Source organism: Vibrio sp. La 4.2.2 (assembly GCF_027586995.1).
GTDB classification, from domain to species: Bacteria; Pseudomonadota; Gammaproteobacteria; order Enterobacterales; family Vibrionaceae; genus Vibrio; species Vibrio mediterranei.
Genome location: NZ_JAPPTJ010000003.1, coordinates 362502 through 387652, shown reverse-complemented (window position 1 = coordinate 387652; position 25151 = coordinate 362502). Strand labels below are relative to the sequence as shown.

24 protein-coding genes and 1 other annotated feature are annotated in these 25151 nt (G+C 44.8%); of the genes, 13 read left to right on the top strand and 11 right to left on the bottom strand.

The annotated features are described in order from the left end of the window. From trpD to OH456_RS08125, 3 genes are read right to left on the bottom strand one after another with little or no spacing between them, the layout of a single operon-like run. On the bottom strand, nucleotides 1-999 hold the full coding sequence (gene trpD / locus OH456_RS08135) for an anthranilate phosphoribosyltransferase (RefSeq protein WP_239941983.1): 999 nt from the start codon (nucleotides 997-999) through the stop codon (nucleotides 1-3). A 39-nt stretch (nucleotides 1000-1038) separates the two neighbouring features. Continuing rightward, a complete protein-coding gene (locus tag OH456_RS08130; protein WP_270033237.1) occupies nucleotides 1039-1644 on the bottom strand; it encodes an aminodeoxychorismate/anthranilate synthase component II in 606 nt (201 codons plus the stop codon). Between the two features lie 5 nt (nucleotides 1645-1649). Next, nucleotides 1650-3215 carry an anthranilate synthase component 1 gene (locus OH456_RS08125; protein WP_107306758.1) on the bottom strand — a complete coding sequence of 522 codons (1566 nt, stop codon included), beginning with the start codon at nucleotides 3213-3215 and terminating at the stop codon, nucleotides 1650-1652. Nucleotides 3216-3341: 126 nt separating this feature from the next. Further along, nucleotides 3342-3444 (bottom strand) — a sequence feature (Trp leader region). Nucleotides 3445-3579: 135 nt separating this feature from the next. On the opposite strand from OH456_RS08125, the gene rnm reads away from it, so the two are divergent. From rnm to rluB, 3 genes are all read left to right on the top strand, one after another. After that, the gene (gene rnm / locus OH456_RS08120; RefSeq protein WP_252038917.1) at nucleotides 3580-4473 is read left to right on the top strand and encodes an RNase RNM; all 894 of its coding nucleotides are present in this window, start codon (nucleotides 3580-3582) and stop codon (nucleotides 4471-4473) included. A gap of 71 nt (nucleotides 4474-4544) precedes the next feature. Beyond that, nucleotides 4545-5165 (top strand): L-threonylcarbamoyladenylate synthase, encoded by a 621-nt coding sequence (locus tag OH456_RS08115; RefSeq protein ID WP_062460921.1) that lies wholly within the window; start codon nucleotides 4545-4547, stop codon nucleotides 5163-5165. 139 nt (nucleotides 5166-5304) lie between these two features. Beyond that, the gene (gene rluB / locus OH456_RS08110) at nucleotides 5305-6237 is read left to right on the top strand and encodes a 23S rRNA pseudouridine(2605) synthase RluB (RefSeq protein WP_006073868.1); all 933 of its coding nucleotides are present in this window, start codon (nucleotides 5305-5307) and stop codon (nucleotides 6235-6237) included. Nucleotides 6238-6334: 97 nt separating this feature from the next. Here rluB and OH456_RS08105 read toward each other — a convergent pair whose 3' ends face one another. The 6 genes from OH456_RS08105 to pspF all read right to left on the bottom strand — a co-directional run bounded on the left by OH456_RS08105 (nucleotide 6335) and on the right by pspF (nucleotide 12728). Then, complete coding sequence (locus tag OH456_RS08105; RefSeq protein WP_006073870.1) at nucleotides 6335-7120, bottom strand: peptide ABC transporter ATP-binding protein; 786 nt, start codon at nucleotides 7118-7120, stop codon at nucleotides 6335-6337. Beyond that, nucleotides 7117-8112: a peptide ABC transporter ATP-binding protein gene (locus OH456_RS08100; protein ID WP_006073871.1), complete on the bottom strand. Its 996-nt coding sequence runs from the start codon at nucleotides 8110-8112 to the stop codon at nucleotides 7117-7119. Before OH456_RS08100 ends, OH456_RS08105 begins: the two co-directional genes overlap by 4 nt. Next, on the bottom strand, nucleotides 8112-8999 hold the full coding sequence (locus OH456_RS08095; RefSeq protein ID WP_006073874.1) for an ABC transporter permease subunit: 888 nt from the start codon (nucleotides 8997-8999) through the stop codon (nucleotides 8112-8114). The genes OH456_RS08100 and OH456_RS08095 overlap by 1 nt, the downstream gene beginning before the upstream one ends. Continuing rightward, nucleotides 8986-9948: an ABC transporter permease gene (locus tag OH456_RS08090; protein ID WP_038228144.1), complete on the bottom strand. Its 963-nt coding sequence runs from the start codon at nucleotides 9946-9948 to the stop codon at nucleotides 8986-8988. The genes OH456_RS08095 and OH456_RS08090 overlap by 14 nt, the downstream gene beginning before the upstream one ends. Next, entirely contained in the window at nucleotides 9949-11568 is a 1620-nt protein-coding gene (locus tag OH456_RS08085; RefSeq protein WP_270033236.1) for an ABC transporter substrate-binding protein, read from the bottom strand. 140 nt (nucleotides 11569-11708) lie between these two features. After that, nucleotides 11709-12728, bottom strand: a complete 1020-nt coding sequence (pspF, locus tag OH456_RS08080) for a phage shock protein operon transcriptional activator (protein ID WP_270033235.1) — start codon at nucleotides 12726-12728, stop codon at nucleotides 11709-11711. 190 nt (nucleotides 12729-12918) lie between these two features. Here pspF and pspA point away from each other — a divergent pair, with 190 nt between their 5' ends. Genes pspA through pspC form a run of 3 tightly spaced genes read left to right on the top strand, consistent with a single transcriptional unit; the run spans nucleotide 12919 to nucleotide 14222 of the window. Beyond that, a complete protein-coding gene (gene pspA / locus OH456_RS08075; protein ID WP_006073881.1) occupies nucleotides 12919-13587 on the top strand; it encodes a phage shock protein PspA in 669 nt (222 codons plus the stop codon). Between the two features lie 19 nt (nucleotides 13588-13606). Next, on the top strand, nucleotides 13607-13843 hold the full coding sequence (gene pspB / locus OH456_RS08070; protein ID WP_063605518.1) for an envelope stress response membrane protein PspB: 237 nt from the start codon (nucleotides 13607-13609) through the stop codon (nucleotides 13841-13843). Continuing rightward, on the top strand, nucleotides 13803-14222 hold the full coding sequence (gene pspC, locus OH456_RS08065; protein ID WP_198557657.1) for an envelope stress response membrane protein PspC: 420 nt from the start codon (nucleotides 13803-13805) through the stop codon (nucleotides 14220-14222). The genes pspB and pspC overlap by 41 nt, the downstream gene beginning before the upstream one ends. Nucleotides 14223-14304: 82 nt before the next feature. Here the strand turns inward: pspC and OH456_RS08060 are convergent, their stop codons facing one another. After that, the gene (locus OH456_RS08060; protein ID WP_270033234.1) at nucleotides 14305-15201 is read right to left on the bottom strand and encodes a LysR substrate-binding domain-containing protein; all 897 of its coding nucleotides are present in this window, start codon (nucleotides 15199-15201) and stop codon (nucleotides 14305-14307) included. A gap of 102 nt (nucleotides 15202-15303) precedes the next feature. On the opposite strand from OH456_RS08060, the gene OH456_RS08055 reads away from it, so the two are divergent. The 6 genes from OH456_RS08055 to OH456_RS08030 all read left to right on the top strand — a co-directional run bounded on the left by OH456_RS08055 (nucleotide 15304) and on the right by OH456_RS08030 (nucleotide 23465). Next, nucleotides 15304-16629 (top strand): 6-phospho-beta-glucosidase, encoded by a 1326-nt coding sequence (locus tag OH456_RS08055; protein WP_124940962.1) that lies wholly within the window; start codon nucleotides 15304-15306, stop codon nucleotides 16627-16629. Between the two features lie 21 nt (nucleotides 16630-16650). Beyond that, nucleotides 16651-17418 carry a carbohydrate deacetylase gene (locus OH456_RS08050; RefSeq protein WP_062460967.1) on the top strand — a complete coding sequence of 256 codons (768 nt, stop codon included), beginning with the start codon at nucleotides 16651-16653 and terminating at the stop codon, nucleotides 17416-17418. A gap of 167 nt (nucleotides 17419-17585) precedes the next feature. After that, nucleotides 17586-18620, top strand: coding sequence for an efflux RND transporter periplasmic adaptor subunit (locus tag OH456_RS08045; RefSeq protein WP_006073890.1), 1035 nt, complete (start codon nucleotides 17586-17588; stop codon nucleotides 18618-18620). 1 nt (nucleotide 18621) lies between these two features. Continuing rightward, entirely contained in the window at nucleotides 18622-19698 is a 1077-nt protein-coding gene (locus tag OH456_RS08040) for an efflux RND transporter periplasmic adaptor subunit (RefSeq protein WP_038222853.1), read from the top strand. After that, complete coding sequence (locus OH456_RS08035) at nucleotides 19698-22799, top strand: efflux RND transporter permease subunit (RefSeq protein WP_270033233.1); 3102 nt, start codon at nucleotides 19698-19700, stop codon at nucleotides 22797-22799. The genes OH456_RS08040 and OH456_RS08035 overlap by 1 nt, the downstream gene beginning before the upstream one ends. Nucleotides 22800-22859: 60 nt before the next feature. Continuing rightward, on the top strand, nucleotides 22860-23465 hold the full coding sequence (locus tag OH456_RS08030) for a DNA-3-methyladenine glycosylase I (RefSeq protein WP_006073897.1): 606 nt from the start codon (nucleotides 22860-22862) through the stop codon (nucleotides 23463-23465). A 3-nt stretch (nucleotides 23466-23468) separates the two neighbouring features. On the opposite strand, the gene OH456_RS08025 is transcribed toward OH456_RS08030, so the two are convergent. Then, nucleotides 23469-24134, bottom strand: a complete 666-nt coding sequence (locus tag OH456_RS08025) for a fumarylacetoacetate hydrolase family protein (protein WP_270033232.1) — start codon at nucleotides 24132-24134, stop codon at nucleotides 23469-23471. A gap of 257 nt (nucleotides 24135-24391) precedes the next feature. Here OH456_RS08025 and OH456_RS08020 point away from each other — a divergent pair, with 257 nt between their 5' ends. Beyond that, nucleotides 24392-25072 carry a DNA-3-methyladenine glycosylase I gene (locus tag OH456_RS08020; RefSeq protein WP_031493125.1) on the top strand — a complete coding sequence of 227 codons (681 nt, stop codon included), beginning with the start codon at nucleotides 24392-24394 and terminating at the stop codon, nucleotides 25070-25072. Nucleotides 25073-25151: the final 79 nt, after the last annotated feature.

Here is a 25151-nt window from a genome sequence, read left to right as displayed (position 1 = left end):
TTATCCGCGCTCAGCGAGTTGCTGAACGAGCTGATACGCTTTACCTGAATTCATTGCGTCTATCGCTTGTTGAGCATTGGACTTAAGGTCGTCATGCCCAAACAGTTTCATCAATAATGCAACGTTGACAGCAACAGCGCCAAGTTGAGCGTCAGTCCCTTTTCCGGTCAACATATTGGTGATGATTGCGCGGTTTTCTTCTGGCTCACCACCTTTGATAGCCTCAAGTGGATGAGCATCTAAGCCGAAATCTTCTGGTGTTAACGTGTACTCGGTAATTTTCCCGTCTTTGATTTCTGCTACTAGCGTTTCGCCATGAATTGCTACTTCGTCTAGACCGCTACCGTGTACTACAGCTGCACGCTTCATCCCCATTTGTAGCATGGTTTCTGCGATAGGACGAACCAGTTTCGCGTCATAAACGCCCATCAATTCGATGTTTGGTCTTGCTGGGTTAATCAGTGGACCCAAAATATTGAAGATAGTACGAGTTTTCATGGTTTGGCGAACCGGCATTGCATGACGAACACCACCGTGATATTGCGGTGCAAATAGGAACGCAACACCAATATCATCAACGGCTTTGCGTGTGTCCTCGGCAGACATCGCTAGGTTGATACCAAAAGAGTCGAGCAGGTCAGAAGAACCAGATTTGCTCGACACACCGCGGTTACCATGCTTCGCTATTTTTAGACCACAAGCTGCGGCAACAAATGCCGCGGTTGTGGAAATGTTGATAGTGTTGGCTCCATCGCCGCCAGTACCCACGATATCTGCGAAGTCATAGTCAGGACGGGGAAAGGGGTTGGCATTGGCTAATAGCGCTTTGGCTGCACCAGCGATCTCCTCTGGGGTTTCACCTTTGATTTTCAGAGCGGTCAACGCGGCAGACATCAAAATAGGGTCAAGTTCCCCTTTAATGATAGTGTCAAACAACTGCTGGCTCTCTTGTTGAGACAGGTCTTGTTGGTCGTAAAGTTTATTAATAATAGTTTCCATGATTACGATTCCTTGAATTTGGTTCAGTTGTTTGAATGATTAAAGCTGTTTCGTTGCCCACGCAATAGCGTTACTTAACAGCGTTGCACCATACGTCGTCATGATCGACTCTGGGTGATACTGAAAACCGCAGACGCGGTCTTGTTCATGCGCTACAGACATAACCAAACCATCGACCTCTGCAGTGATATTTAGGCTGTCAGGCACTGTTGTTGCGACCAAGGAGTGATAACGTGCGATGGCCATTGGTGACGGCAGTCCTTGATAAATGCTGTGGTTATCGTGAGCCATCATCGAGACTTTGCCGTGAATGATTTCTCCAGCACCAGCTACCACACCACCGTAAGCTTCTACGATCGCTTGGTGACCTAGACAAATACCGATCATGGGGACTTTGCCACGCAGTGTTTTGATGAGTTCTGGCATGCACCCGGCATCTGCTGGCGCGCCTGGGCCAGGAGAAAGTACAACCACCGGATTGTCCAATTCAAGCACCGCGTTAGCTATGACGTTTGCGGCAATATGATTACGATAGATTTTTACGTTGTGGCCTAAACTACGGAATTGGTCGACAAGGTTGTAGGTAAATGAATCGAAGTTGTCGACAAACACAATGTTGGCTTTGCTGGAAATAGTAGTAGACATCGTGATTACCCCTTGTGCGCCGTTTTGATTGCAGAAATAACAGCTTGTGCTTTGCCTCGTGTTTCGTCTGCCTCAGACTGCGGGTCGGAATCAAATACAACACCTGCGCCGGCTTGAACCTGAGCAATACCATCCTCCACATAGGCGGAGCGTATTACGATACACGTATCAAGATCACCAGCACCATTCATGTAACCAACTGCTCCACCATAGCTACCACGTGTTTGTCCTTCAAATTGACGAATGAGCTGCATCGCACGAATCTTTGGTGCGCCTGTAAGTGTTCCCATGTTCATACATGCTTGGTAGCCATGAAGGGCATCGAGATCACCACGGAGCTGACCAACAACACGGGACACCAAATGCATGACGTGACTATAACGGTCTGTTTGAAGCAGATCGGCGACATGCCTAGTGCCGGGTTCTGCGATACGCGCAACATCGTTACGAGCTAAGTCGACCAGCATCATGTGCTCAGCGTTCTCTTTCATGTCGCTACGCAGTTCAAGTTCAATGCGGCTGTCGAGATCTTTGTTGATGGAGCCATCGGCGTTTTTACCGCGACGTCGTGTGCCGGCAATAGGGTAGATTTCAATTTGATTGGAGTCAGAACCGTATTTGAGTGCACTTTCTGGTGATGCACCAAAGAGGGTGAACAACTCGTCCTGCATATAGAACATGTATGGACTTGGGTTGCTTTGCTTCAGCTCTTTGTATGCTGCAAGCGGAGAAGGGCATGGCAGCGTGAAACGGCGTGATGGAACGACTTGGAAAATGTCGCCACGAACGACGTACTCTTTTAAATCTCTTACTATCTGGCAGAAATCTTCATCAGAGATACTAACGCTCTCTTCGATACCTTCAACTTTCTTCGCCTCTGGAACAAGTTTTAGGTCATCGCATTGCTGACTGATTTGTAGAATCCTTCCTCGGATACGAGCTAATTCATCTTCATCATGATTGAACAACGTTGTATGCAAGTCGCAGGATTCTTTTTGGTGGTCAACAACAAGTAGGCTCTCTGCAACGTAAAATACGAAGTCTGGACATTGGTTTGATTGTTTAGCATCACCTAGTGGTTCGAAGTTGGCAACGATGTCATAAGCGAAAAGCCCACCCATAAATAATGCATTTTTATCTTGGCCTGTCAGGTCGAAACTGTGTTGTACAAGACGAAGTGCATCAAAAGAAGAGGCTTCACGAAGTCTAGAATCTTCGTCAAGCGTATCATCAGGCATCTCAAACTGAACGACCAACTCACGTTCTTGTAGGGTAAATTCAATGCCTTCAGCAAGATTCTGAGCAATGATATTGAGCAAGTTAACGCCGTTTGTGGTTAGGGCTTCGTAGCGAACTTTGTGACCCTCACAAACAATTCTTACCGCTGAATCAACGATAAGCAGACTTTGGAGATCTTGTTTAGAGTCAATCTCAGCAGACTCAAGCAACAGACTGTCTGTTTTGTTTTCACATAGCGTATGAAACAGTCGAGTCGGATCTTGGGTATAAGGTACTTGCAATGACAGTACTTCCAAACGACCTTGCTTTTTGATGGTAATGGCTTTGTTCACAAAACCTCCTCTAAATTCTTTGAATCTGCTTTTGCAACAATCTTGATACATACTCGCATAATTAAAACGTTTGCCCAACGTTGAATAGGTTCAATTTGTTGCTTAATTAATCAGTTAAATCGAAAAACAAAAAAGCCCACTCGTTTGAGTGGGCTTTAATCAAATTAGGTTTTGATTATGCACGCAAAAAAGCCCACTCGGATTGTGTCCAAGTGCGCCACCAACCTTGTAGAGAATTAACCATACGGTTTAAAGGTTTTTTGATTGTATGAATATCTAGTAACATACGTGCTTAACTCAAATAATGTATCTGCGTACTAGTTAACTAGTTCGTGGTGCGAAAGTCAACCGAAATTGTGAAAAAATGAAGATAGATTTACATAGCCATACCACAGCCTCAGATGGCCGACTATCGGTTGCCGAACTTTTAGACAGAGCAATTGGTTTTGATGTCAAGGTTCTTGCTATTACTGACCATGATACTTTGGATGCGATTCCCGAAGCGCTTGAACTTATTGAGCAACAGTCACTGCCGATTGAGTTGGTTAATGGCATTGAAATCTCGACCGTCTGGCAGAACAAAGACATTCATATTGTGGGGCTGGGTGTGTCACTTGATTCTCCTGAACTGTTAGCGCTTATTGAAGCTCAGCAAGCAAGACGTGTTGAGCGCTCCGAACTCATTGCACATAGGTTAGAAAAGGCTACTCGTGAAGGTGTTCTCGAAGAAGTAAAGCTTATCGCGGGAGATGCCCCAATCACTCGAGCACACTTTGCAAAGTGGTTGGTGGATAATGGCTATGCTAAAACCATGCAACAAGTGTTTAAGAAATATATGACGCGCAATAATACCGGTTATGTGCCGCCCAACTGGTGTTCAATGCAAGAAGCTGTTGCGGCGATTCATAGTGCGGGAGGAGTGGCAGTTCTCGCTCATCCAGGGCGCTACCAATTAACCGCAAAGTGGCTCAAGCGACTGATCGCTGCATTTTGTGAGGCTAACGGCGATGCCATGGAAGTAGCACAGCCACAACAAAGTCTTCAAGAAAGACGCAACCTTGCCGATTATGCGATACAATACAATCTATTAGCTTCACAAGGGTCGGATTTCCATTACCCGTCACCTTGGATGGAGTTAGGCAGGAATTTATGGCTTCCATCTGGAGTAGAACCAGTATGGGACCAATTATCATTAAAGACAGCAACCTCTCTGGACAACGCTACACTAGATAGTGGGGATGCTGCATGCAGTAGTTAAGAGATCGCTCTTGAAGTCGAACAACATGGAAGGTTGTACCGAGAGCATCCTAAAAGCTTGAAGGAATAACAATGAGTCAATTTTTTTACGTACACCCAGAAAACCCACAAGCACGCTTGATCAATCAGGCGGTTGCCATTGTTCGAAATGGTGGTGTGATTATTTATCCAACCGATTCTGGTTATGCATTGGGGTGTCAGCTTGAGAACAAACAGGCGCTAGAGCGTATCTGTCAAATTCGTCGTTTGGATGATAAACACAACTTCACATTATTATGTCGAGATTTGTCTGAGCTATCTCTCTATGCTCGAGTAGACAACACCGCTTTCCGTTTGTTGAAGAACAATACTCCTGGCCCTTATACTTTTATTTTTAAAGGGACTAAAGAAGTTCCTCGTCGTTTGATGAATCCTAAACGTAAGACAATAGGTATTCGTGTTCCTGACAACCAAATCGCTTTGGATCTGTTAGAAGCTTTAGGCGAGCCTTTAATGTCAACGTCATTGATTTTACCGGGCAACGAAGTAACAGAATCGGATCCAGAAGAGATTCGCGACCAACTGGAACATGCGGTTGACTGTATATTGAATGGTGGTTATTTGGGTGAACAACCAACCACAGTAATCGACTTCAGTGATGATGACGCGAAGGTCCTAAGAACCGGGGCTGGTGACCCAACGCCATTCCAATAATAGGTCAATGTTTTCTTACTAATAAAGGTAAGAAACTTGGTGCGTCTAACAGAATTCTTTGCAATAATGTGCGACCGCGATTTTTAAGGTCGCATTATCTGGTTTCGACGTCTGTGAAGACGACATTATAGGTAGGTAAATGAGCGAAAAATTACAAAAGGTGCTTGCTCGCGCAGGCCATGGTTCACGCCGTGAACTTGAAGCCCTAATTAAATCTGGGCGCGTGAGTGTTAATGGTCAGGTAGCAAGACTGGGTGAACGTCTAGAAGACGAAAATGCGGTTATCCGTATTGATGGTCATACTGTTTCCGCCAAAGCACAAGAAGAAGTGGTTTGTCGAGTGCTGGCCTATTATAAGCCGGAAGGTGAGTTGTGTACTCGTCACGATCCTGAGGGTCGTCGCACAGTATTTGATCGCCTACCTAAGATCCGTGGTTCGCGCTGGATTTCTGTTGGTCGTCTTGATGCCAACACATCAGGTCTACTTCTTTTCACTACTGATGGTGAGCTAGCAAACCGTCTAATGCACCCAAGCCGTCAAGTTGAACGTGAGTACTTGGTACGTGTATTTGGTGAAATTAACGAGAAGAAAGTTCGCAATGTGGTAAACGGCGTAGAACTTGAAGACGGTATGGCTCGTTTCGAAGATGTAGTTTATGCCGGTGGTGAAGGTATGAACCATACTTTCTACGTAGTTATCAACGAAGGTCGTAACCGTGAAGTTCGTCGCCTTTGGGAATCACAAGAAACGACAGTTAGCCGCTTGAAACGTGTTCGCTATGGTGACATCTATCTTGATAAGAAACTGCCACGTGGCGGATGGATGGAGCTGACACTGAAAGAGGTGAACTATCTTCGTGAGCTCGTTGAATTACGTCCTGAAAAAGAAACCATGCTAGACCTTAGCCAGAACACGTCACGTCAACGTGAACGTTCTCGTAGCCAGAAAATTCGTCGTGCGGTACGTCGTCATGAAGAACGTGCTAATGCACCTAAAGGTCGCAGCAACCAGCAGCGTCGTAACAAAAAGTCTGCTGGCGAGCAAAGCGCTCGTTCTAAGACTCGACGCTAAGCGTTCCAGTTAGCAAAAAGCCAGCTCAAACAGCTGGCTTTTTTTCGTCTTAAGAACTCGTATCTTATAACGGTGCAAAGTCTTACCTACACAATTTCTACCTGTGCATTGGAGTTTTACGGAAATGGCTTTCCACCATACGCTGAGTCACAATATGTTGTGGGTTGGTCATGATCTCGTTCGTGTTGCCATATTCCACTACATCGCCTTCGTGCATCACCATGACCTTGTCGGTAATATGTTTGATGATGCCTAAGTGTTGTGACACGTAAACGAACGCAACCCCCATCTCTTCTTGAAGCTCTAAGAATAGGTTAATAATTTGCGAGCGCATCGCCATATCAAGCCCGTTAAGTGCTTCATCTGCGACAATAATGGAAGGTTGAAGAATCAAAGCACGAGCAAGGCAGACACGCTGCTTTTGACCGGTTGCCAGCATCTGAGGGTAGAAGTAGGCGTGCTCTGGAAGTAAACCGACGCGAACCAAAGTATCTTTTACTCGTCGCATACGCGCTTCTGGAGGCATATTCGTATTCCGTTTTAGCGGGCCTTCCAAAATACGACCAATCTGAATTCTTGGATTCAAAGACGTGTTTGGGTCTTGAAAGATCATGCGAATCAGTTTGCAACGGGTTGAGTAATCTTCGTGTTCAAGTAAATCGCCATTGACTCGAATTTCTCCCGCGGTTGGTTCAACTACACCCGCAAGCATACGAGCTAGTGTGGATTTACCAGAGCCATTCTTGCCAATAAAGCCGATAGTTTGCCCAGCCTCTAGGTCAAAACTCACCGGTTTAACTGCGTGCTGAACTTTCTTCTTAAATAGCTTAGATCGAGTTACAAAGTCCTTTTTTAATCCGGAGACTTCTAACAACGCACTCATGCTTTTTTCTCCGTATTAAGAGGGAAGTGACAACTGTATTTATGATTCTTAATGCGTTTAGCGCTAGGGATTTCCACGCATTGTCTTTGCGCATAGGGGCAACGAGGCCCAAGGCGGCAACCAATCGGTAAGTGCTGCAATGGTGGAATAGAACCTGGTAAAGATTGCAGCTTCTCTTTGTGCGGAATCCAATCGCCAAAATCCGGCATTGCCTTGAGCAGCGCCACTGTATAGGGATGCTTGGGTTTCGCGAGTAGTTTTGCGGTATCTGCCGATTCAACAGATTGACCACAGTACATCACTGTAATTCGAGTCGCCCACTGAGTAATAGTTGTTAAGTCGTGACCAATCAGAATGATGGTGGTGTTATTTAACTGATTCATACGACTTAAAAGACGCAATATTTGCGATTGAGTAATTGGATCCAAGTCGTTGGTTGGTTCATCGGCAATCAGCAGCTTTGGCTTGGTTGCAATTGCCATAGCGATCATGATTTTCTGACATTCGCCATCAGTGAGCTCGTAGGGGTAGCTGTTCATGATACGGGTATGGTCTTTAATGCCAACCTTGTGAAGTAACGCGATAGCTTGCTTTTTACGCCACTTAAATCGCTCCCACCATTTACCTTCAAAGGAACGAGAAGGGATCGACTCTATAAGTTGCTTGCCCACTTCGTCAGACGGGTCTAGACAGGTTGAAGGTTCCTGGAAGATCATTGCCACATCGCGAGCAATAACACGTCTGCGTTCACGAGGCGTGAGTTGTAGTAGATCGATATTACCTAACCGCATTCTATCGGCAGTCACGCGCCAGTTGTCCTTACAGACACCAACAATGGCTTTGGCAACAAGACTTTTTCCTGAACCGGATTCGCCAACTAAACCTCGAATTTCACCTTCATTAATGGTGAAGCTCATGCGATCCACCGCTTTGACGAGACCTTGTGGAGTCTCGATTTCGATGGTTAAGTGTCGAATATCTAAAACTGGCATTATTCGATCCCCGCGTTTAGTGCGCTGCGCACACCTTCACCAACAATATTCACCACGACAACGGTAAACAGAATAGCTAAACCCGGAAGGATAACGGTCCATGGTGCTAAATAGAGCAACTCGGCGGCATCACCTAACACTGCTCCCCATTCGCTGCTTGGGGCTTGTGCGCCAAGGCCAAGGAAACCAAGTGCGGTAATGTCTAAAATGGCGATGGATAATGCAAATGTTACTTCGGCTGCAATGACCGTTAGTATATTAGGCAATATAGAGTTCCACAGCAGATAAAAGTCGTTCGCACCGTCTAAACGAGCAGCCATGATGTAGTCTTTTTCAACTTCGGTATGAACCGCAACATAGATTGAGCGAATGAATCTAGGAATGAGCGCTAAACATATCGCTAATAGAATGTTGAATTCACCGGGACCTAAAAATGCTACGAAAATGATCGCTAGTAGTAGCGATGGGATAGACATTACGGTATCGAGAAGGTGGTTCAGCGTACTCGAGAGCAGGCCACGTGTCATTCCTGCTAATATACCAATCAAGCATCCTACTGCTGCTGCAATCGCGGTAATGATAATTGCTGCGCCAAAAGAGAGGCGAGAGCCATCGATAATGCGCGACAAAATATCGCGACCTAAGTCGTCAGTTCCAAAGAAGAAATCGACGGTACCTTGAGGATCCCAAGATGGTGGAATCAACAAATAGGAGCTCTGCGCCATTGGGTCGTAGGGAGTGATAAATGGCGATGCAATAGTGATGATAATGACAAAGACCAAACACCAAAGGCCAAACATTGATAGGCTATTCGAGCGGTAACTACGCCAGAATCGCTCAAGCTGAGTAGGAATGCGCTCTTCTTGGTAGACGTTATCTGACAGCATACCATTCCTTCCTTACTAGAGGGTTGACCATCGCACCCAACAAATCTGACAAAATGCTTGCTGCTAAGACGATAGAAGCCACGACCAAGACGCCTGCTTGAATTGATGCGTAATCCTGATTGGAGAGCGCATCCAGCAGCCAACGTCCAATACCCGGCCAGTTAAAAATAGACTCGGTCATAATGGCAAGTGTGATCATACTTGAGAGCTGAACTCCAAGTTTAGGAATAATAGGTGGAATGGCATTACGTAGCACATGCTCAATGACGATTTCATAATTCGACAAACCTTTAATTCGAGCAGCTCGAATGTAGTTTTGTCCCATTACTTCGGTTACTGAAGTACGCATCATACGGATAACTTGCATTGTTGGTGAGAGTGCGAGCACTAAACACGGCAAAATCATATGTTCAATAACGCTTTGTAACGCCTCTTTGCGATAAGGTGCGTCCGACAGCAGAGCATCAATGAGTGCAAACCCTGTGACATGATCAATTTCATAAAGTAGGTCATAGCGTCCTGCAACAGGGAACCATTGATAATTCAGCGAGAAGTACATAATCATCAATAACGCAATCCAGAATAAGGGGGCGGCATAACCCACCATGGATGAGAACGAAATGATGTTATCCAACCATTTACCCTGTCTCATACCCGCGATGGTGCCAGCTGGAATACCCACAAACACAGATATCATAAACGCGGCAAAACACAGCTCTAGAGTTGCAGGAAGTACAGCTGAAAGCTCTTGGGTAATGGGTACACCAGCTTTAGTCAGTCCAAAATCTAGACGAGACAATTGAGCGACATAATCAAGCCAGCCAGGGAAAAACGCTTGAGTAGTCCAGAAAGAATCAGGGTCAAGTCTGACTAAGCTATAGCCGACGAAAGTCAGGATCAATAACGTAATGACAAATAGATTTAGTCTGCGGACAGAATACCAAAACATCTACTTCAACCTCACAACTTGATCAAACGGTTGGGCGTTGAATGGACTGGTTCTAAAACCTGTCAGGCTATCGCTATGTGCTTGATATTTTTGACCGTGTGCAATAGGCAACACAGGAACTTCCTCATTCAAAATGTTTTGTGCTTGTCGATATAGATTGAGTCGATATCTTGGTTGACTCACTTCAAGCGCCAGATCTAACAGAAAGTCAAAGTCATCATTACACCACATAGATAGATTCAAACCTTCACGTTTTGACGTGCAAGATAACAAAGGACGTAAGTAGTTATCTGGGTCGCCAGTATTTCCCACCCAACCTGTGAGCAGTAGATCAACGGACTCAATATTCGATAGCTCTTGGCGATCGACTCGATCATCGGTGAGTAGGTTAAGAGTAATCCCCACATCGGCTAAGTTAGCTTGGATAAGTTCTGCCGTTTTACGTGGACTCGGGTTGTAGACTCGTGGCTCAAGAGGTACCGCCATAGTGAGCTCTAGACCTTTCTCATAGCCAGCCTCTTTTAGCAGCGCCATTGAATAATTACGGTCGTAGCGAATTTGAGTAGCATCTTTCTGGTGTGCCCAAGAACTTGGTGGAAGAAGGCTATAAGCTTTCTCTCCGGTGCCAAAATAAACCGCTTCGAGAATGTTGTCGCGGTTTATCGCGAGATTCAGGGCTTTACGAACTCTAGAGTCACTAAGTGCTTTATGCTGAGTATTGATAGCCACAAAAGCCACGTTCATGGCTGGTTTGGCTTGTAGAACGATGGACTCTTCATTCAATATCACAGGGATTTGGCTCGAAATAGGCGAGTTCAGGACATCGCACTCATTTCTTAATAGTTTAGCTAAGGCGCCAGCTCCGCGATGAGAGATATCAAATACGACTTGTTCCATATCTACTTTGCCACGCCAGTAGTTTTCGTGACGCTTTAGGCGAACTAAATCTGCGACTTGGTATTCGTCTAGGTAGAAAGGCCCAGTACCAACAGGGTAAATATCAATATCGAGTTTATGATCGGAAAAGACGAGTTGATCAGCATATTCAGCAGAATAGATTGGTGCGTGTGCCGTCGAAATGTTGGAAAGGAACGAGTTGTCTGGCCTCGATAGAGTAAACTTGACCGTATTGTCATCCAATGCTTCAACTTTCTCGACCAAATTTGCGAAGTCAATGCCTGCGAACCACGGATAGACACTGCCGCCTACGTCGTGGAACGGATTGTTAGGGTCGATAATACGCGTGAAGCTAAATACAACATCGTCCGCATTCATCGGACGTGTGGGAGTAAACCATTCAGTGGTTTGGAACTCTACACCTTTGCGCAGAGTGAACGTGTACTCTGTGCCTTCTTCGTTAACTTGCCAGGATTTCGCTAAGTTTGGAACGGGTTGGTGAGTGCCCGGGTTTAGCGTCAGTAGCGTATCGAATAACTGCGGCGCAATAGATTCGACAGTGATGCCACCGTCTACTAATTGCGGGTTAAAAGTACTAGGACGACCTTGGTCGCAATAGACGAATCCGTCTTGTCTAACTTTCGAGTGATCGACTTTTTCTTCGCAACCTGTCAATAGGATGAGACCGCAAAGTCCAAGCGATAAATTGATTAATGCCTTCATAAACACGCTACATTCATTTTAGCGAACGTAATATCTGTATTGAGATCAGGGTAATTTACCACTAAATCGTCAGCTAAACCAATAATCACAAGTACTTATCGTGCAATTGGTTAAAAAGTGTGGCAACTGTCTGACCCTGCTCAAACCAGTTTATACTTTCGCACTAAACCTCTTAGCTGATCATAGCTCAAGCTTAGCAGCTTAGCAGCACCGCGTTGATTGTATTGAGCTTGCTTAAGTGCTTCATTAATCAACTTTATATTTTGTTCATCCTGCCATGTTTTAAAATCGAGTGGAAAGGTAAACGCTTCTTCAGTTGAAGGTTGAGAGGACTGAGACTCTTGTTCAGAAGGCTTCTCACTATGTTCCGCTCTCATTGATGGGAGTGCACCGAATTGACCTTCAAATGGATTGAATATTAATGACTCAATGGGCTGTTCATTGGTCCCTTGTTGATACACAGCACGCTCAACTACGTTTTTTAATTCACGAATGTTACCTGGCCAAGGGTAGTCAGCTATGCTTTGCCAAGCTTGTTCGGTGAACCCAACAAAGAACGGTAGACCCAACTCTCGACACATTTTTATCGCAAAGAACTCGGCTAATAGTGGAATATCTTCGGGACGATGGCGCAGAGGCGGCAGATGGATCACGTCAAATGCCAGCCTATCAAGAAGGTCAGGACGGAACTTTCCTTGCTCTGCGAGTTTTGGTAAATCTTCGTTGGTGGCACAAACCAGTCGAACGTCTGCTTCCAAGGCTTTTGCTCCGCCTACACGCTCATACTGCCCGTATTCAATCACTCTAAGGAGCTTCTCTTGCACAGATAAAGGGGTAGTAGCGAGCTCATCTAAGAACAGTGTGCCATTTTCTGCTCGCTCGAATCGTCCTTGGTGACGACCTTTTGCACCGGTAAAAGCGCCAGATTCATGCCCGAACAGCTCAGAGTCGATTAGCCCTTCACTCAAGGTTGAACAATTAAGAGAAACCAAAGGTTGATCCCAACGTTTAGACAAGTAGTGTAAACGCTGAGCAATCAGTTCTTTACCTGTACCACGCTCACCGATAACCAGTACAGGACGGTCAATGGGAGCGAGCCGAGATACTTTATCGAGTACAGCTAGAAAAGCTGGAGATTCGCCAATTAAGTTTTGCGCCATAGTGAGTCCTCTAGGTTGGTAAATATTACCAATAGTTGGCTAGAGTCATCATAACATGTCAATCTGATTAAGCGAGTGTAATATCTATCTTATTGAATATTATGGGTTTAACAAATTGGCACGGTAATTGGATTAGCTGTAGCAACGATTCAGAGTTCATTGACGAGCTCATCCAATTAGGAGAAGTAGTATGGGTATTTTTTCTCGTTTTGCAGATATTGTAAATTCAAACGTGAGCGCTTTACTTGATAAGGCAGAAGATCCAGAGAAAATGATTCGTCTGATCATTCAAGAAATGGAAGATACATTAGTTGAAGTTCGCACTAACTCAGCAAAAGCGATTGCCGACAAAAAAGAGTTAGCTCGCAAAGTGAAAGCGATTGAAGAGCAAATTATAGAGTGGCAGCAAAAAGCGACACTCGCGTTAACAAAACAGCGTGAAGATTTAGCGCGAGCAGCACTGATTGAAAAGCAGAAGCTTGAAAATGTGGTGAAAGGGCTGCACGATGAGCAAACTTTGGTGGAAGAAACCATCGACAAGCTCACTAATGAAATTGCTAAATTAGAAGCCAAAATTACCGAGACTCGTGCGAAACAGCAGGCACTGATCATTCGTTCGGAAGCAGCAAGTAATCGTCGTGATGTGCAGAAGCACTTGCATACCAGCCGCACTCATGAAGCGATGGCGAAGTTTGAACAATACTCTCGCAAAATTGATGAACTAGAAGCGGAAGCGGATCTGTATTCGAAAACAGGTAACGCGAAGTCTTTAGATCAAGAGTTTGCTGAGCTGCAAGCACAGGACGAAATTGATAAAGAGCTCGCTAAGCTTAAAGAGCAAATGAATAACGAAAAATAATGCGGATTAGGAGAAAAGTATGTCGTCATTTTTAATTGCGGGTCCATTAATTGTCTTTTTGATTTTTGTTGCACCGCTGTGGCTTTTTCTCCACTACCGCAGCAAGCGTAAATCAGAGAGTGGTCTGTCGCAGCAAGACTTCCAAAAGCTGCAATCGCTGTCTCAACGTGCAGAAAAAATGCAGCTACGTGTGGATAACCTAGAGCGAATTCTGGATGCGGAATCCCCAAACTGGAGGCAAACCTATGACTCATAGAGAGCTGTATAAAGATCCGGTCAATGGTAAGTTGACAGGGGTGTGCGCAGGTTTAGCCAATTATTTCGGTGTTGAGGTTTGGCTGATACGAATTCTTGTAATTTCGGCGGCGCTGTTAGGGGGGAGCTTTTTAGTCTTGTTGGCGTACGTAGCAATGAGCTTGATGCTAGAAAAGCAGCCTGACAACTTTGTTGAAGCCATGAAAACCAAGAAAGAACACTCATTGAAGAGTAAACCTTGGCAACAAGGGCAAAACGCGAAAGACTTGCTGAATACGTTAGAGCGCGATTTTGACTCGATGGAGCATAAAGTGAGAGATATGGAAGCGTATGTCACGTCAGAGGCATACAAAGTGAATCGAGAGTTCAGCAAGCTTTAATATCTTATAGCGTAATGAATAAAGAGGTGCAGTGGCACCTCTTTTTTATATTTGCTGGAGAATAGATGAGAAACAGTTGTTGTTAATGCGTGTCGCGCAGTTGTTCTGTTAACCAGTTTGACAACGCTTGAAATTTTGCCCGCTGTTCCATTCCTTTTGGACAGACTAAATCATAGCCTTTACCTGATTCCACGCTGGCAAATGGAGCTACTAACTTTCCCTGCTTAATTAACGGTGCAATAAACTCCTTTCTGCCGAGAGCGACTCCCAAGGAGAGCTGGGCCGCATCAATGGCAATCCTGTTATCGCTATAATAGTCACACTTAACCTGGCAGTTGATGTCGAGCTGCATCTCATTGAGCCAGTTCTGCCAAGCGACGCTGTCACTGTTGTGAATAAAACGCACCTCTTTTAGTCGAGCATCATTAAGGTGAAGTTGGTGTTTTTCAGCGTACTCTGGGCTGCAAACCGGTATACGCTGACCAGCAAAGAGTCGCCGGCTGAAGTGGTTAGGATAAAGACCTTCGCTGTAAAAAATAGCAGCATCGTATGGTTCGAACTGAAATTCACTTTGATTCTGTTTGGTGTCCAGTTTGATGCTTAGATTCGGATATTGATGACGAAAATCCGGCAGTCTTGGCATTAACCACGATGATGCGAAATAGGGGGAGGTCGCGATGTACAGCTCACCCGTTAACTCACCTGTTTGAATGTCTGACAGTTCGGAAAATATAGATTCAAATGAGGTATTCAGAATACTGAAAACCCGCTGTCCTTCTGGGGTAAGTTCGAGTTTCCTCGTTTTCCTAATGAACAAGTTAAAGTTAAGCAGTGTTTCAAGCTTTTTAATGCGTTGGCTTACGCCTCCTTGAGTAAGAAATAATTCTTGTGCGGCGTGAGTGAAACTAAGATGTCGAGCCGCCACATTAAACGTATGCAAGAGTGATAACAACTGCTGTCGATTGTGGTTTAGATTCATGGATTACTCCAGCTAATGCGTTGGTTCGATTTATTGGTTTGTTTAACGTTTTTCTTGACTATAAATTACATCACGTAATCTTAAATCGGAAGGGCAAACGTGATGAAGCAGACTAAAAAGCTAAAAGTAGTCGTAATTGGTGGTGGTTCGAGCTATACGCCAGAGTTGGTAGAAGGATTGTTGGCTCGACACCAAGAGCTACCAATATCGGATCTTTGGTTAGTAGATATTGACGAAGGAATGGAAAAAGCAACGGTGATTGCTGATCTGACCAAAAGAATGATCGCCAAAGCCGAGTGCGACATTACTGTGCACCTGACGACAAATCGTCAACAAGCTCTAGTTGATGCGGATTTCGTTTGTTCTCAATTTCGGGCTGGCCGGATTGAAGCCCGACTACGTGATGAGAGAATAGCGTTAAAATATCGAGTTATTGGGCAAGAGACTAATGGCCTTGGGGGGTTCTCCAATGCGTGTCGAACGATCCCTATCGCGTTGGAAATTGCGAAGGAGATGGAAGCGCTATGTCCTAACGCATGGTTGCTTAATTTCACCAACCCTTCGGGTATGGTTACTGAAGCGTTGACAAAGTACTCGACAATAAAAACCGTCGGACTGTGTAACGTCCCTGTGAACATGGAGCGAGGTGCTGCTGAAATGCTGGGTGTTGATCGTAAAGACATCACTATGCAAATCGCTGGACTGAATCACTTGGTGTGGGCTCGAAAAATTCTTCATGATGGCAAAGATAAGCGTGAGCAGGTCATCAATGAACTACTTGCTGGTAACGACCGAATGACGCCTAAGAACATCCCTCCTTTTAAATGGGATGAAGGTATCATTAAAAGTTTAGGTATGGTGCCTTGCGCATACCTTCGCTACTACTATCAATCGCGTGACATCCTTGATAAAGAGTATGCTGCTTCAGCGAGTAAGAGTAATCGAGCTGATCTAGTGGCAAAAGTAGAAGCCGAGCTGTTGGAAATCTACAAAGATCCTACGTTGGATACCAAGCCTAAACTGCTTGAAGAGCGCGGTGGTGCTTACTACTCCGAAGCAGCCTGTGAACTGATGAGCAGCATTCACAACAACAAACGCTCAATCATGCATGTGAATACTCGTAATAATGGTGCGATTCAAGGCTTGCCTGATGACTGTGCGGTTGAGGTGAGCTCTATTATTACCAGTAGTGAGATTATTCCGCTAAATGTCGCGCCATTTGAAACCGGAACATTACGGCTAATTCAACTGATGAAAGAGTTCGAAACGTTAACGGTGGAAGCTGCAATCACGGGCGATATTGATCTTGCCAAGCGTGCGCTCATGCTTAACCCAATTGTTGATAGTGGCCAACACATTGACGAAGCGCTAAGAGAAACGATTCGAGAGAATATAGACTTTATGCCAGCGTTTACGCACTTCTTATAAGAATAATCAAGGTTAGTAGTTATGAAACTCATTTTGAACGCAGATGACTTTGGGCTGACTGAATCGGTGAACTTAGCGATAGCAGATTGCTTCCATGCTGGAATGGTGAAGTCGACGACGATTATGATGAATCAGCCTGCTGTAGAGCATGCCGCTGAATTGTATCGACGAGGGCTTATATCGGAGGTTGGCTTACACTTTACAGTTACCGCAGGTAGACCGATCTCAGATCCTGATCTTATCCCTAGCTTGGTGAATGATGACGGAGAATTCTTTGATAAGACGATACTGTTTAACAAATCAGATGTTTCGAGTGACGAGGTAGAAGTTGAGCTGAAGGCTCAGTACCGCGCTGCGTTAGATATGGGATTCAATATTAATCACATCGATAGTCATCATTTTGGAGGCGTCTATCGACCCCTAAAACAAGGTTTTACTCAAGCGGTGAACAAGGTTGGACTTCCTGTGCGGAGAATCGATAACATCATCCAAGGGCAAGAGTTGTTAGCTGTCCCTACACCGGATGTATTTGACATGGGGTTCTATGCTGAGGGAGCGACGATCGAACACTTAAAAGCGATGCTTCTTGCTTACCAAGAGCAAAAGCCGAGCGGTACGATAGAGCTCATGTGCCATCCCGCTCGAAAGGTTAGTGAGGAGCTTGTCGCACTCTCAAGTTACACCGACTCAAGGGTTGAAGAATGGCGAATTCTCACCAACTTAGAGATGTCATTGTGGTTGCAGCAACAAGGAATTGAGTGTGTCGGCTTTGATGCATTGAACGTATAAAATCATTTACGAAAATTCAATAGAGCAAGGTGAGGATATTCACCTTGCTCATTAGCTTGTGAAATTTAAGAGAATTAGCATAAATCTATTATTAATTAATGAGTTGCTGGCAAGGCACGATTCTCTCGACTATGTTTTAAAGTACATTAAGAACAAGGCAGTTGAGAATGAAGAGCAAGCTTTCCTTTTTGGCGATAGTCGCCAGTCTTATAAGTGGCTGTGGACAAGAACCACCGCCAATTCCTGAACCGGACTCTCGTCCAGCCAAACTGTTTAACGTCGCTGTCGGCAATAGTAAATTTGAGCGCACATTCCCTGCTACTTCAGAAGCGGGTGATAAAGCCGTTCTCGCTTTCCGTGTTCCCGGGCAATTAGAGCAAATAGTAGTCCGCGCAGGCCAACCCGTTTCTAAGGGACAATTACTTGCTCAGCTCAACCCCGACGAATATCAATTATTAGAGAAGCAAGCCAAGGCGAATTTCCAATTGGCGGATGTTCAATATCAAAGGGCTCTTAAGTTACGCAAGGATAAAGTCGTGTCCGAACAAGACTTTGACCAAGCAAAGGCAAACATGAATTCCGCTCAAGCCAATTGGTCTCAAGCTAAGGCCAATTTACGCTATACCAAATTGCTTGCCCCGTATGACGGTACTATTTCCATAATCCCTGCAGACAATTACGAGTACATTCAAGCCAAAGAAGGGGTTATGAATATCCAATCGAATCAACTTATTAAGGTTATTTTTCAGCTGCCTGATCTATTGTTGAATCGATTCCAATCGAAAAATCAAGTAGATGCTTCCATGGTCTTTGATGCTTATCCATCACGTGCTTTCGAACTAACTTTTCAAGAAATTGATACTGAGGCTGACCCAAAGACGGGCAGTTACAAAGTGACCATGATCATGGAGAGACCGACAGACGTGGGGATCCTACCTGGAATGGCTGGTCAGGTAAGCGTAGTCACTCGTAGCACTGGCGCTACGGTAATCCCTCAGTCAGCACTGTTTATGGAAGGGGATACTAAGTGTGTTTGGCGGGTTAGTGAACAAGGAATTGTCGAGAAAGTAGCAGTAGAGCTTAACGACAAGCGACAGGTTATTAGTGGGCTAAACGATGGCGATCAAATAGTAGTTTCTGGGGTGCAAGGGATTGAATCAGGTATTAAGGTCCGTGAGTGGGTCAAGGAAAGAGGGCTTTGATATGCATAGTCGCTTAGTAAGTATTCTAGTTCTTGCTGCAATAATATCAGGATGTAGCAAACCCGAAGTGGGAACGAGAGAGGAAGTTCCTAAGGTGAGAGTCACGGAGATTGGCAAAACCGAGCTGAAAAATAGTCTTTATTTTCCTGCTCTTGCTATGGCGGCGGACCGCTCTCACCTCAGCTTTAGAGTCGCAGGAGAAATCAGCTCTATCGATCTTAAAGAAGGTGATTTTGTGAAAAAAGGTGATGTGTTGGCAGTGCTTGAACCCACAGATTACCAATTGGCGGTAGATAATGCGCAAGCACGGTTTGGCGTCATTGACAGTCAATTTCGTCGCTCAAGCCCTTTGGTTAAAAAGGGACTATTAGCGCAATCACAATTCGATGAAATTGCAGCACAAAGAGCCTATGCAAAAGCGGAACTAGAGCTTGCTAAGTTACGACTATCTTTTACAGAGCTTCTTGCTCCTGTGGATGGTGTAATATCGCGAGTGTCAGCAGAACAATTTGAGAACGTTCAAATCGGTCAGCAAGTGGTCAATATCCATAGCGTTGATGAAGTAGAGGTGATTGTTCAACTCCCTGACAGCTTTTCACTAAACCAACCTACGAATCGCGATCTAGCTAGCATTGAAACTCTCGTCCGCGTGCCTTCTGGTAATGAATATACCGCACGGCTGAAAGAGTTTACCACCGAGCCTGACCCATCCCTGGGTACTTTTACCGCTACATTAGTGCTGCCCATGCCGAAAAACGAATACATTCTAGATGGTATGGCGGTGGACGTGACATCCAAAGCTAAAGATGTTGGTCTGAATTTGACCAGAGGAGTGAGTGTTCCAATAGAGGCTGTCTTTAATCAAGATGGCGATTCGCTCAATGACAATGAGAAGTTCGTTTGGCTGCTAAACGAAGACAGTACGGTAACTAAACAGAAAGTGACGACGGGTAAAGTTTCTCAAACCACAATTCAAATAGTCGATGGTTTGGAGCAAACGCAACAGATAGTGATTGCTGGTATTGCAAGGCTCAGAGACGGCATTAAAGTGGAAGTACTCTCGCAGGAGGCGAAGTGATGAACCAAGAAAAACAACAATCATTGCCTCAATCGGATGACGAGGTTACTGGCGTTGCCGCGTATTTTATTCGCAATAAAGTCATCAGTTGGATGGTGTCGTTAATATTCCTGATAGGTGGTGTTTCGGCATTCTTTGGACTGGGTCGATTGGAAGACCCTGCATTTACGATAAAAGATGCGATGGTAGTGACCTCGTACCCTGGTGCGACGCCTCAACAAGTGGAAGAGGAAGTTACGTATCCGATAGAGAAAGCTATTCAGCAGCTCACTTATGTGGATGAGATCAACTCCATATCGAGCCGTGGTTTGTCTCAGATAACTGTGACTATGAAAAACAACTATGGTCCTGATGACTTACCTCAAATATGGGACGAACTGCGTCGTAAAGTAAATGACGTGAAAGGCTCGTTGCCTCCAGGGGTGAATGAGCCATCGGTAATTGATGACTTTGGTGATGTATATGGTGTGTTGTTTGCCTTAACGGGAGAAGGGTACAACTACAAAGAACTTCTAGATTATGTCGACTATCTGCGACGTGAATTAGAACTGGTAGACGGAGTCAGTAAGGTCTCGGTAACAGGTGACCAACAAGAACAAGTATTTATTGAGATTTCGATAAAACGGATCAGCGCTCTTGGTATCGCGCCAAGCACGATTTTCAATTTGCTTCAAACTCAGAACATTGTTTCTAACGCAGGTGCAACCCGAATTGGTGATGAATACATTCGTATTCAACCAACCGGAGAGTTTACGGATGTGTCGGAGCTCGGAGACCTTATCCTTACGGAAGGTGGAGCTCAAGGTTTGATCTTCTTGAAAGATGTCGCAGAGATAAAGCGAGGGTTTATCGAAGTCCCATCGAACATCATTACTTATAATGGCGATACTGCACTCAACGTAGGAATCTCGTTTGCTAGTGGCGTCAATGTAGTCGAAGTTGGTGACAGGTTATACAGACGATTAGCGGAGCTAAAATATCAACAGCCAGTTGGTGTCGAAATTAACGAAGTTTATAGTCAACCAAAGGAAGTGGATAAATCAGTTCGTGGGTTCGTAGTTAGCTTGGGGCAAGCCGTTGCCATTGTAATAGTGGTGTTGTTGTTCTTTATGGGACTACGCTCGGGCTTATTGATTGGACTGATTTTACTGCTTACGGTCCTCGGGACTTTTATTTTCATGCAGTACATGGCTATCGATCTTCAAAGGATTTCTCTGGGAGCCCTAGTCATAGCGTTGGGGATGCTGGTGGATAATGCCATCGTGGTCGTTGAAGGGATATTAATAGGAACACAAAAAGGGAGGACTCGGCTTCAAGCCGCAACCGATATTGTGACGCAAACGAAATGGCCGTTGCTGGGGGCGACTGTGATTGCGGTTACTGCTTTTGCGCCCATTGGCTTGTCCGAAGACTCAACAGGCGAATATTGCGGCACATTATTTTCCGTACTATTAATTTCACTCATGCTAAGTTGGTTTACTGCTATATCTCTTACGCCTTTCTTCGCCGATCTGTTTTTCCGAGGTATGAAGGTGAAGGAGGGAGAGGAAGGCAATGATCCTTATAACGGATTTGTTTTTGTTGCTTACCGAAAGTTCCTTGAGTTTTGTATGCATCGAGCTTGGTCGACGGTGGTCGTATTAATTATGGCACTAGTGGCGGCCTTATATGGATTTACTCAAGTTAAACAGTCATTCTTTCCAGCCTCTACAACGCCGATGTTCCAAGTGGATGTTTGGCTACCAGAAGGAACCGACATTAGAGCGACCAATACCAAGCTTAAAGCAATTGAAACTTGGATCTCTGAGCAACCAGAAGCTGACCATATCACGACAACGGCGGGTAAAGGGTTGCAGCGATTTATGCTGACTTATGCACCGGAAAAGAGTTATGCCGCTTATGGAGAAATTACCACTAGGGTCACTAGCTATGAGGCATTGCAGCCACTAATGGCTCGGTTCCGAGATTATCTAGACGCAACTTTCCCTGAGATCAACTACAAGCTTAAGCAAATTGAACTCGGTCCTGGAGGTGGTGCAAAGATTGAGGCGAGAATCATTGGCTCTGACCCGACGGTACTTAGAAGTATAGCGTCGCAAGTTATGGATATTTTGTATGCCGACCCAGGTGCTTACAACATTCGACACGATTGGCGCGAACGCACTAAAGTTCTTGAGCCTGTGTTTAATGAGAGTCAGGCTAGACGTTACGGTATTACAAAATCTGATGTGGATGATGTGCTAATGATGTCCTTCTCCGGTAAGTCTGTTGGTTTGTACCGAGATGGAACAACCTTGATGCCTATTGTGGCAAGGCTACCAGACGAAGAGCGAGTGGATATTCGTAACATAGAAGGGATGATGATTTGGAGTCCCGCACTGAGTGAGTTTATTCCATTCCAACAGGTCACACAGGGATATGATACTCGCTGGGAAGACCCGATCATTGTCCGCAAGAATCGCAAACGGATGCTGACGGTGATGGCAGATCCAGATCTACTGGGCGAAGAAACTGCTGCTACGCTCCAAAAGCGTATCCAGTCTAAAATTGAGGCGATAGACCTACCGCCAGGTTATTCATTAGAGTGGGGGGGAGAATATGAGTCTTCTGGGGACGCGCAAGAGTCTCTGTTCCAAACAATGCCTATGGGATATCTGTTCATGTTCTTAATTACTATCTTCTTGTTTAATGCGGTGAAGGAAGCACTTATCGTCTGGCTAACTGTGCCTCTGGCCGTCATTGGTGTTACCACTGGACTACTTGCCTTAAATACTCCATTTGGTTTTATGGCATTATTGGGTTTTCTAAGTCTATCAGGGATGTTATTAAAAAACGGTATCGTTTTACTTGACCAGATTGAGATAGAAATTAAAACCGGAAAAGAGCCGTATTTAGCGGTTGTTGATGCGGCGTTAAGTCGAGTGAGACCAGTGTGTATGGCAGCGATCACTACTATCTTGGGGATGATTCCGTTATTACCGGATATCTTTTTCAAGCCGATGGCGGTAACAATTATGTTTGGTTTAGGATTTGCGACTGTATTGACGTTAATTGTCGTTCCAGTGCTGTATCGTATCTTCCACAGAGTTAAACCAATCTAGATATTTGGGAGCAGCGTAATGCTCCCAAATACCTTTATCCATTAAGGAGAGATGAATTCGATGTGCAAACGATGCCCATGGCTTGATGAAACCAAGCAAGATTATGTGGAATATCACGATAAAGAGTGGGGTGTCCCCGTACTAGACGATCAAACTATGTTTGAGTATCTAGTGTTGGAATCCGCTCAGGCAGGATTGAGTTGGTATACCATCTTAAAACGTCGCGAAGGGTATCGAAACGCATTTGCTAACTTTGATGTAGAGAAAGTAGCCCGTTTTACCGAAGAGGATGAACGTCGTTTACGGGAGGATAGTGGGATTATTCGCAATAAATTGAAAATCAGCTCAACTATCACCAACGCTCAGCATTTCATTGAGATACAAAAAGAGTTTGGTAGCTTTTGTAATTATATCTGGTCGTTTGTCGACAATAAGGTATTAGTAACTTGTCCTAAGACGCTAGAAGATTATCCAGCCACGTCGGAGGTCTCTGATCGGTTAAGTAAAGACCTTAAGAAACGCGGCTTTAAGTTTGTTGGGTCGACTATTATCTACGCCCACCTTCAAGCGGCAGGGCTAATCAATGATCACAGTGTTTCTTGCTATCGACGCCAAGAGGTTATCGATAGCTATCAGAAGCTTGGCCTAGAATACCAGTTAGTTTAAAGACTACTCTATGGTGTTGGAAACCTGTCCGATCCCTTCAATTGTGACCGACACGTTATCACCCGACCTAAGTGCTCTTGTTCGACCTGGTGTACCAGCAAAAATCATATCACCAGGTCGTAGCGTAATGTATTTACTGATATAACTAACGATTGTTGGGACATTGTGAATCATGTTTGCCAGTGTTTCTTGTTGCATGATTTTGCCATTAAGACGCGTAACGATTTCTTGGTTGCCGATATCGACATTAGTTGTAATGAAGTTAGATACAGGACCAAAACCTGTTGCACCTTTAGCACGCCACCACTGCAGATCTTGACCTTGCCAACTGCGTTCCGTCAAATCGTTGCCCGCTAAGTACCCAAACACGCAACTCAACGCATTTTGATTGCTTGTGTCGTGACATGTCTTGCCGATCACAATGACAAGCTCTCCCTCAAAATGAACATTATTTGCCTCATCGGGAAATGACAATGCACCGCTCAACCTAACAGCGTCGATAGACTTGAAGAAAATCTCCGGCTTTGCAGCTCCAGAGTTGCCTGCATGACTGCGAAAATTGAGGCCGACAGCGTAAACGCTACCGTGAGTAATAGGGGCTAGTAACGTTGCTTCATCGGCTGTGATGACTTTTACGGTAGAAGGATTATCAAATGGTCTTGAAGACAACAGATCATAGTGGCTTGGGTTTTGTTGTGAGACGCGTATCCAGTGTTGTTTGTTTTGATACTCGACGAGTCCATATTGCGCCGCTAGCGATTGAAATGGTAGAAAAGTCAGTAACAGTTAGAGTCTCATTGCCGCCGTCCTAGAATAGGTTCCTGAATACATCTATGAAAGTGTGTTCAACAGAGTATAGTGTTGAGTTATTAATTACGTGAAAATAGATGTCTGGTTCAATAGAACTTAGTAGGTAGTGGAAAGATATGGAAAAATTCGATTCGATTTACGCCAGAGCGGCAGATAGAAAAGGTGGTGAGCAAGGACTTGAGTCGATTGTCTCCAAACCTCTGAGCCGAGATGAAGTGGCAGCTATTCCTGAAGATCGTTGGTTGTCTGCGTTTTCAATGAAAGTGTTCCAAAGTGGAATATCGTGGAAAGTGGTAAGAAACAAATGGCCAAACTTCGAAGAACATTTTTTCCAATTCAGAATCGATCCGCTACTGATGCTGTCTGAAGAACAGTGGGAACAAAAAGCCCAAGACCCAAAAATCATTCGTCACATGACTAAAGTCATGTCGATACCAGTTAATGCCTCGATGATCCAATCTGCTCGCTACGAGCACGAATCCTTTTCGCAAATGGTTGCCGATTGGCCGAAAGAATCGATTGTCGAACTCTGGGCACACCTTAAAAAACATGGTGCAAGGCTTGGCGGAAATACTGGACCTTATGCGCTAAGACAATTGGGTGTAGACACCTTTATTTTATCAAATGATGTAGAAGGTTATTTACGTAATACCAATATCATTGACTCGGGTAGAGGCACAAAACGTGCGATGAATGCTGCAAACAAAGCATTTATGGAATGGCACCAAGAGTCGGGTAGGTCACTTTCAGAAATCAGCCAAATCATTGCTTATGGTTTTGGCGATAATCGAGTTTAGCTAGGTAAGGGAGACTTTCTCTTCCAATGTCTTTTAGACATAAGTTCCCCCTGCTGCGCAGGGGGAAGATTTAGTAGGG

Excerpts from the sequence above, each read along its gene's own strand:
- trpD (WP_239941983.1), bottom strand. The coding sequence starts at position 999 with ATGGAAACTATTATTAATAAACTTTACGACCAACAAGACCTGTCTCAA.
- OH456_RS08130 (WP_270033237.1), bottom strand. The coding sequence starts at position 1,644 with ATGTCTACTACTATTTCCAGCAAAGCCAACATTGTGTTTGTCGACAAC.
- rnm (WP_252038917.1), top strand. The coding sequence starts at position 3,580 with ATGAAGATAGATTTACATAGCCATACCACAGCCTCAGATGGCCGACTA.
- OH456_RS08115 (WP_062460921.1), top strand. The coding sequence starts at position 4,545 with ATGAGTCAATTTTTTTACGTACACCCAGAAAACCCACAAGCACGCTTG.
- rluB (WP_006073868.1), top strand. The coding sequence starts at position 5,305 with ATGAGCGAAAAATTACAAAAGGTGCTTGCTCGCGCAGGCCATGGTTCA.
- OH456_RS08105 (WP_006073870.1), bottom strand. The coding sequence starts at position 7,120 with ATGAGTGCGTTGTTAGAAGTCTCCGGATTAAAAAAGGACTTTGTAACT.
- OH456_RS08100 (WP_006073871.1), bottom strand. The coding sequence starts at position 8,112 with ATGCCAGTTTTAGATATTCGACACTTAACCATCGAAATCGAGACTCCA.
- OH456_RS08095 (WP_006073874.1), bottom strand. The coding sequence starts at position 8,999 with ATGCTGTCAGATAACGTCTACCAAGAAGAGCGCATTCCTACTCAGCTT.
- OH456_RS08090 (WP_038228144.1), bottom strand. The coding sequence starts at position 9,948 with ATGTTTTGGTATTCTGTCCGCAGACTAAATCTATTTGTCATTACGTTA.
- OH456_RS08085 (WP_270033236.1), bottom strand. The coding sequence starts at position 11,568 with ATGAAGGCATTAATCAATTTATCGCTTGGACTTTGCGGTCTCATCCTA.
- pspF (WP_270033235.1), bottom strand. The coding sequence starts at position 12,728 with ATGGCGCAAAACTTAATTGGCGAATCTCCAGCTTTTCTAGCTGTACTC.
- pspA (WP_006073881.1), top strand. The coding sequence starts at position 12,919 with ATGGGTATTTTTTCTCGTTTTGCAGATATTGTAAATTCAAACGTGAGC.
- pspB (WP_063605518.1), top strand. The coding sequence starts at position 13,607 with ATGTCGTCATTTTTAATTGCGGGTCCATTAATTGTCTTTTTGATTTTT.
- pspC (WP_198557657.1), top strand. The coding sequence starts at position 13,803 with ATGCGGAATCCCCAAACTGGAGGCAAACCTATGACTCATAGAGAGCTG.
- OH456_RS08060 (WP_270033234.1), bottom strand. The coding sequence starts at position 15,201 with ATGAATCTAAACCACAATCGACAGCAGTTGTTATCACTCTTGCATACG.
- OH456_RS08055 (WP_124940962.1), top strand. The coding sequence starts at position 15,304 with ATGAAGCAGACTAAAAAGCTAAAAGTAGTCGTAATTGGTGGTGGTTCG.
- OH456_RS08050 (WP_062460967.1), top strand. The coding sequence starts at position 16,651 with ATGAAACTCATTTTGAACGCAGATGACTTTGGGCTGACTGAATCGGTG.
- OH456_RS08045 (WP_006073890.1), top strand. The coding sequence starts at position 17,586 with ATGAAGAGCAAGCTTTCCTTTTTGGCGATAGTCGCCAGTCTTATAAGT.
- OH456_RS08040 (WP_038222853.1), top strand. The coding sequence starts at position 18,622 with ATGCATAGTCGCTTAGTAAGTATTCTAGTTCTTGCTGCAATAATATCA.
- OH456_RS08035 (WP_270033233.1), top strand. The coding sequence starts at position 19,698 with ATGAACCAAGAAAAACAACAATCATTGCCTCAATCGGATGACGAGGTT.
- OH456_RS08030 (WP_006073897.1), top strand. The coding sequence starts at position 22,860 with ATGTGCAAACGATGCCCATGGCTTGATGAAACCAAGCAAGATTATGTG.
- OH456_RS08020 (WP_031493125.1), top strand. The coding sequence starts at position 24,392 with ATGGAAAAATTCGATTCGATTTACGCCAGAGCGGCAGATAGAAAAGGT.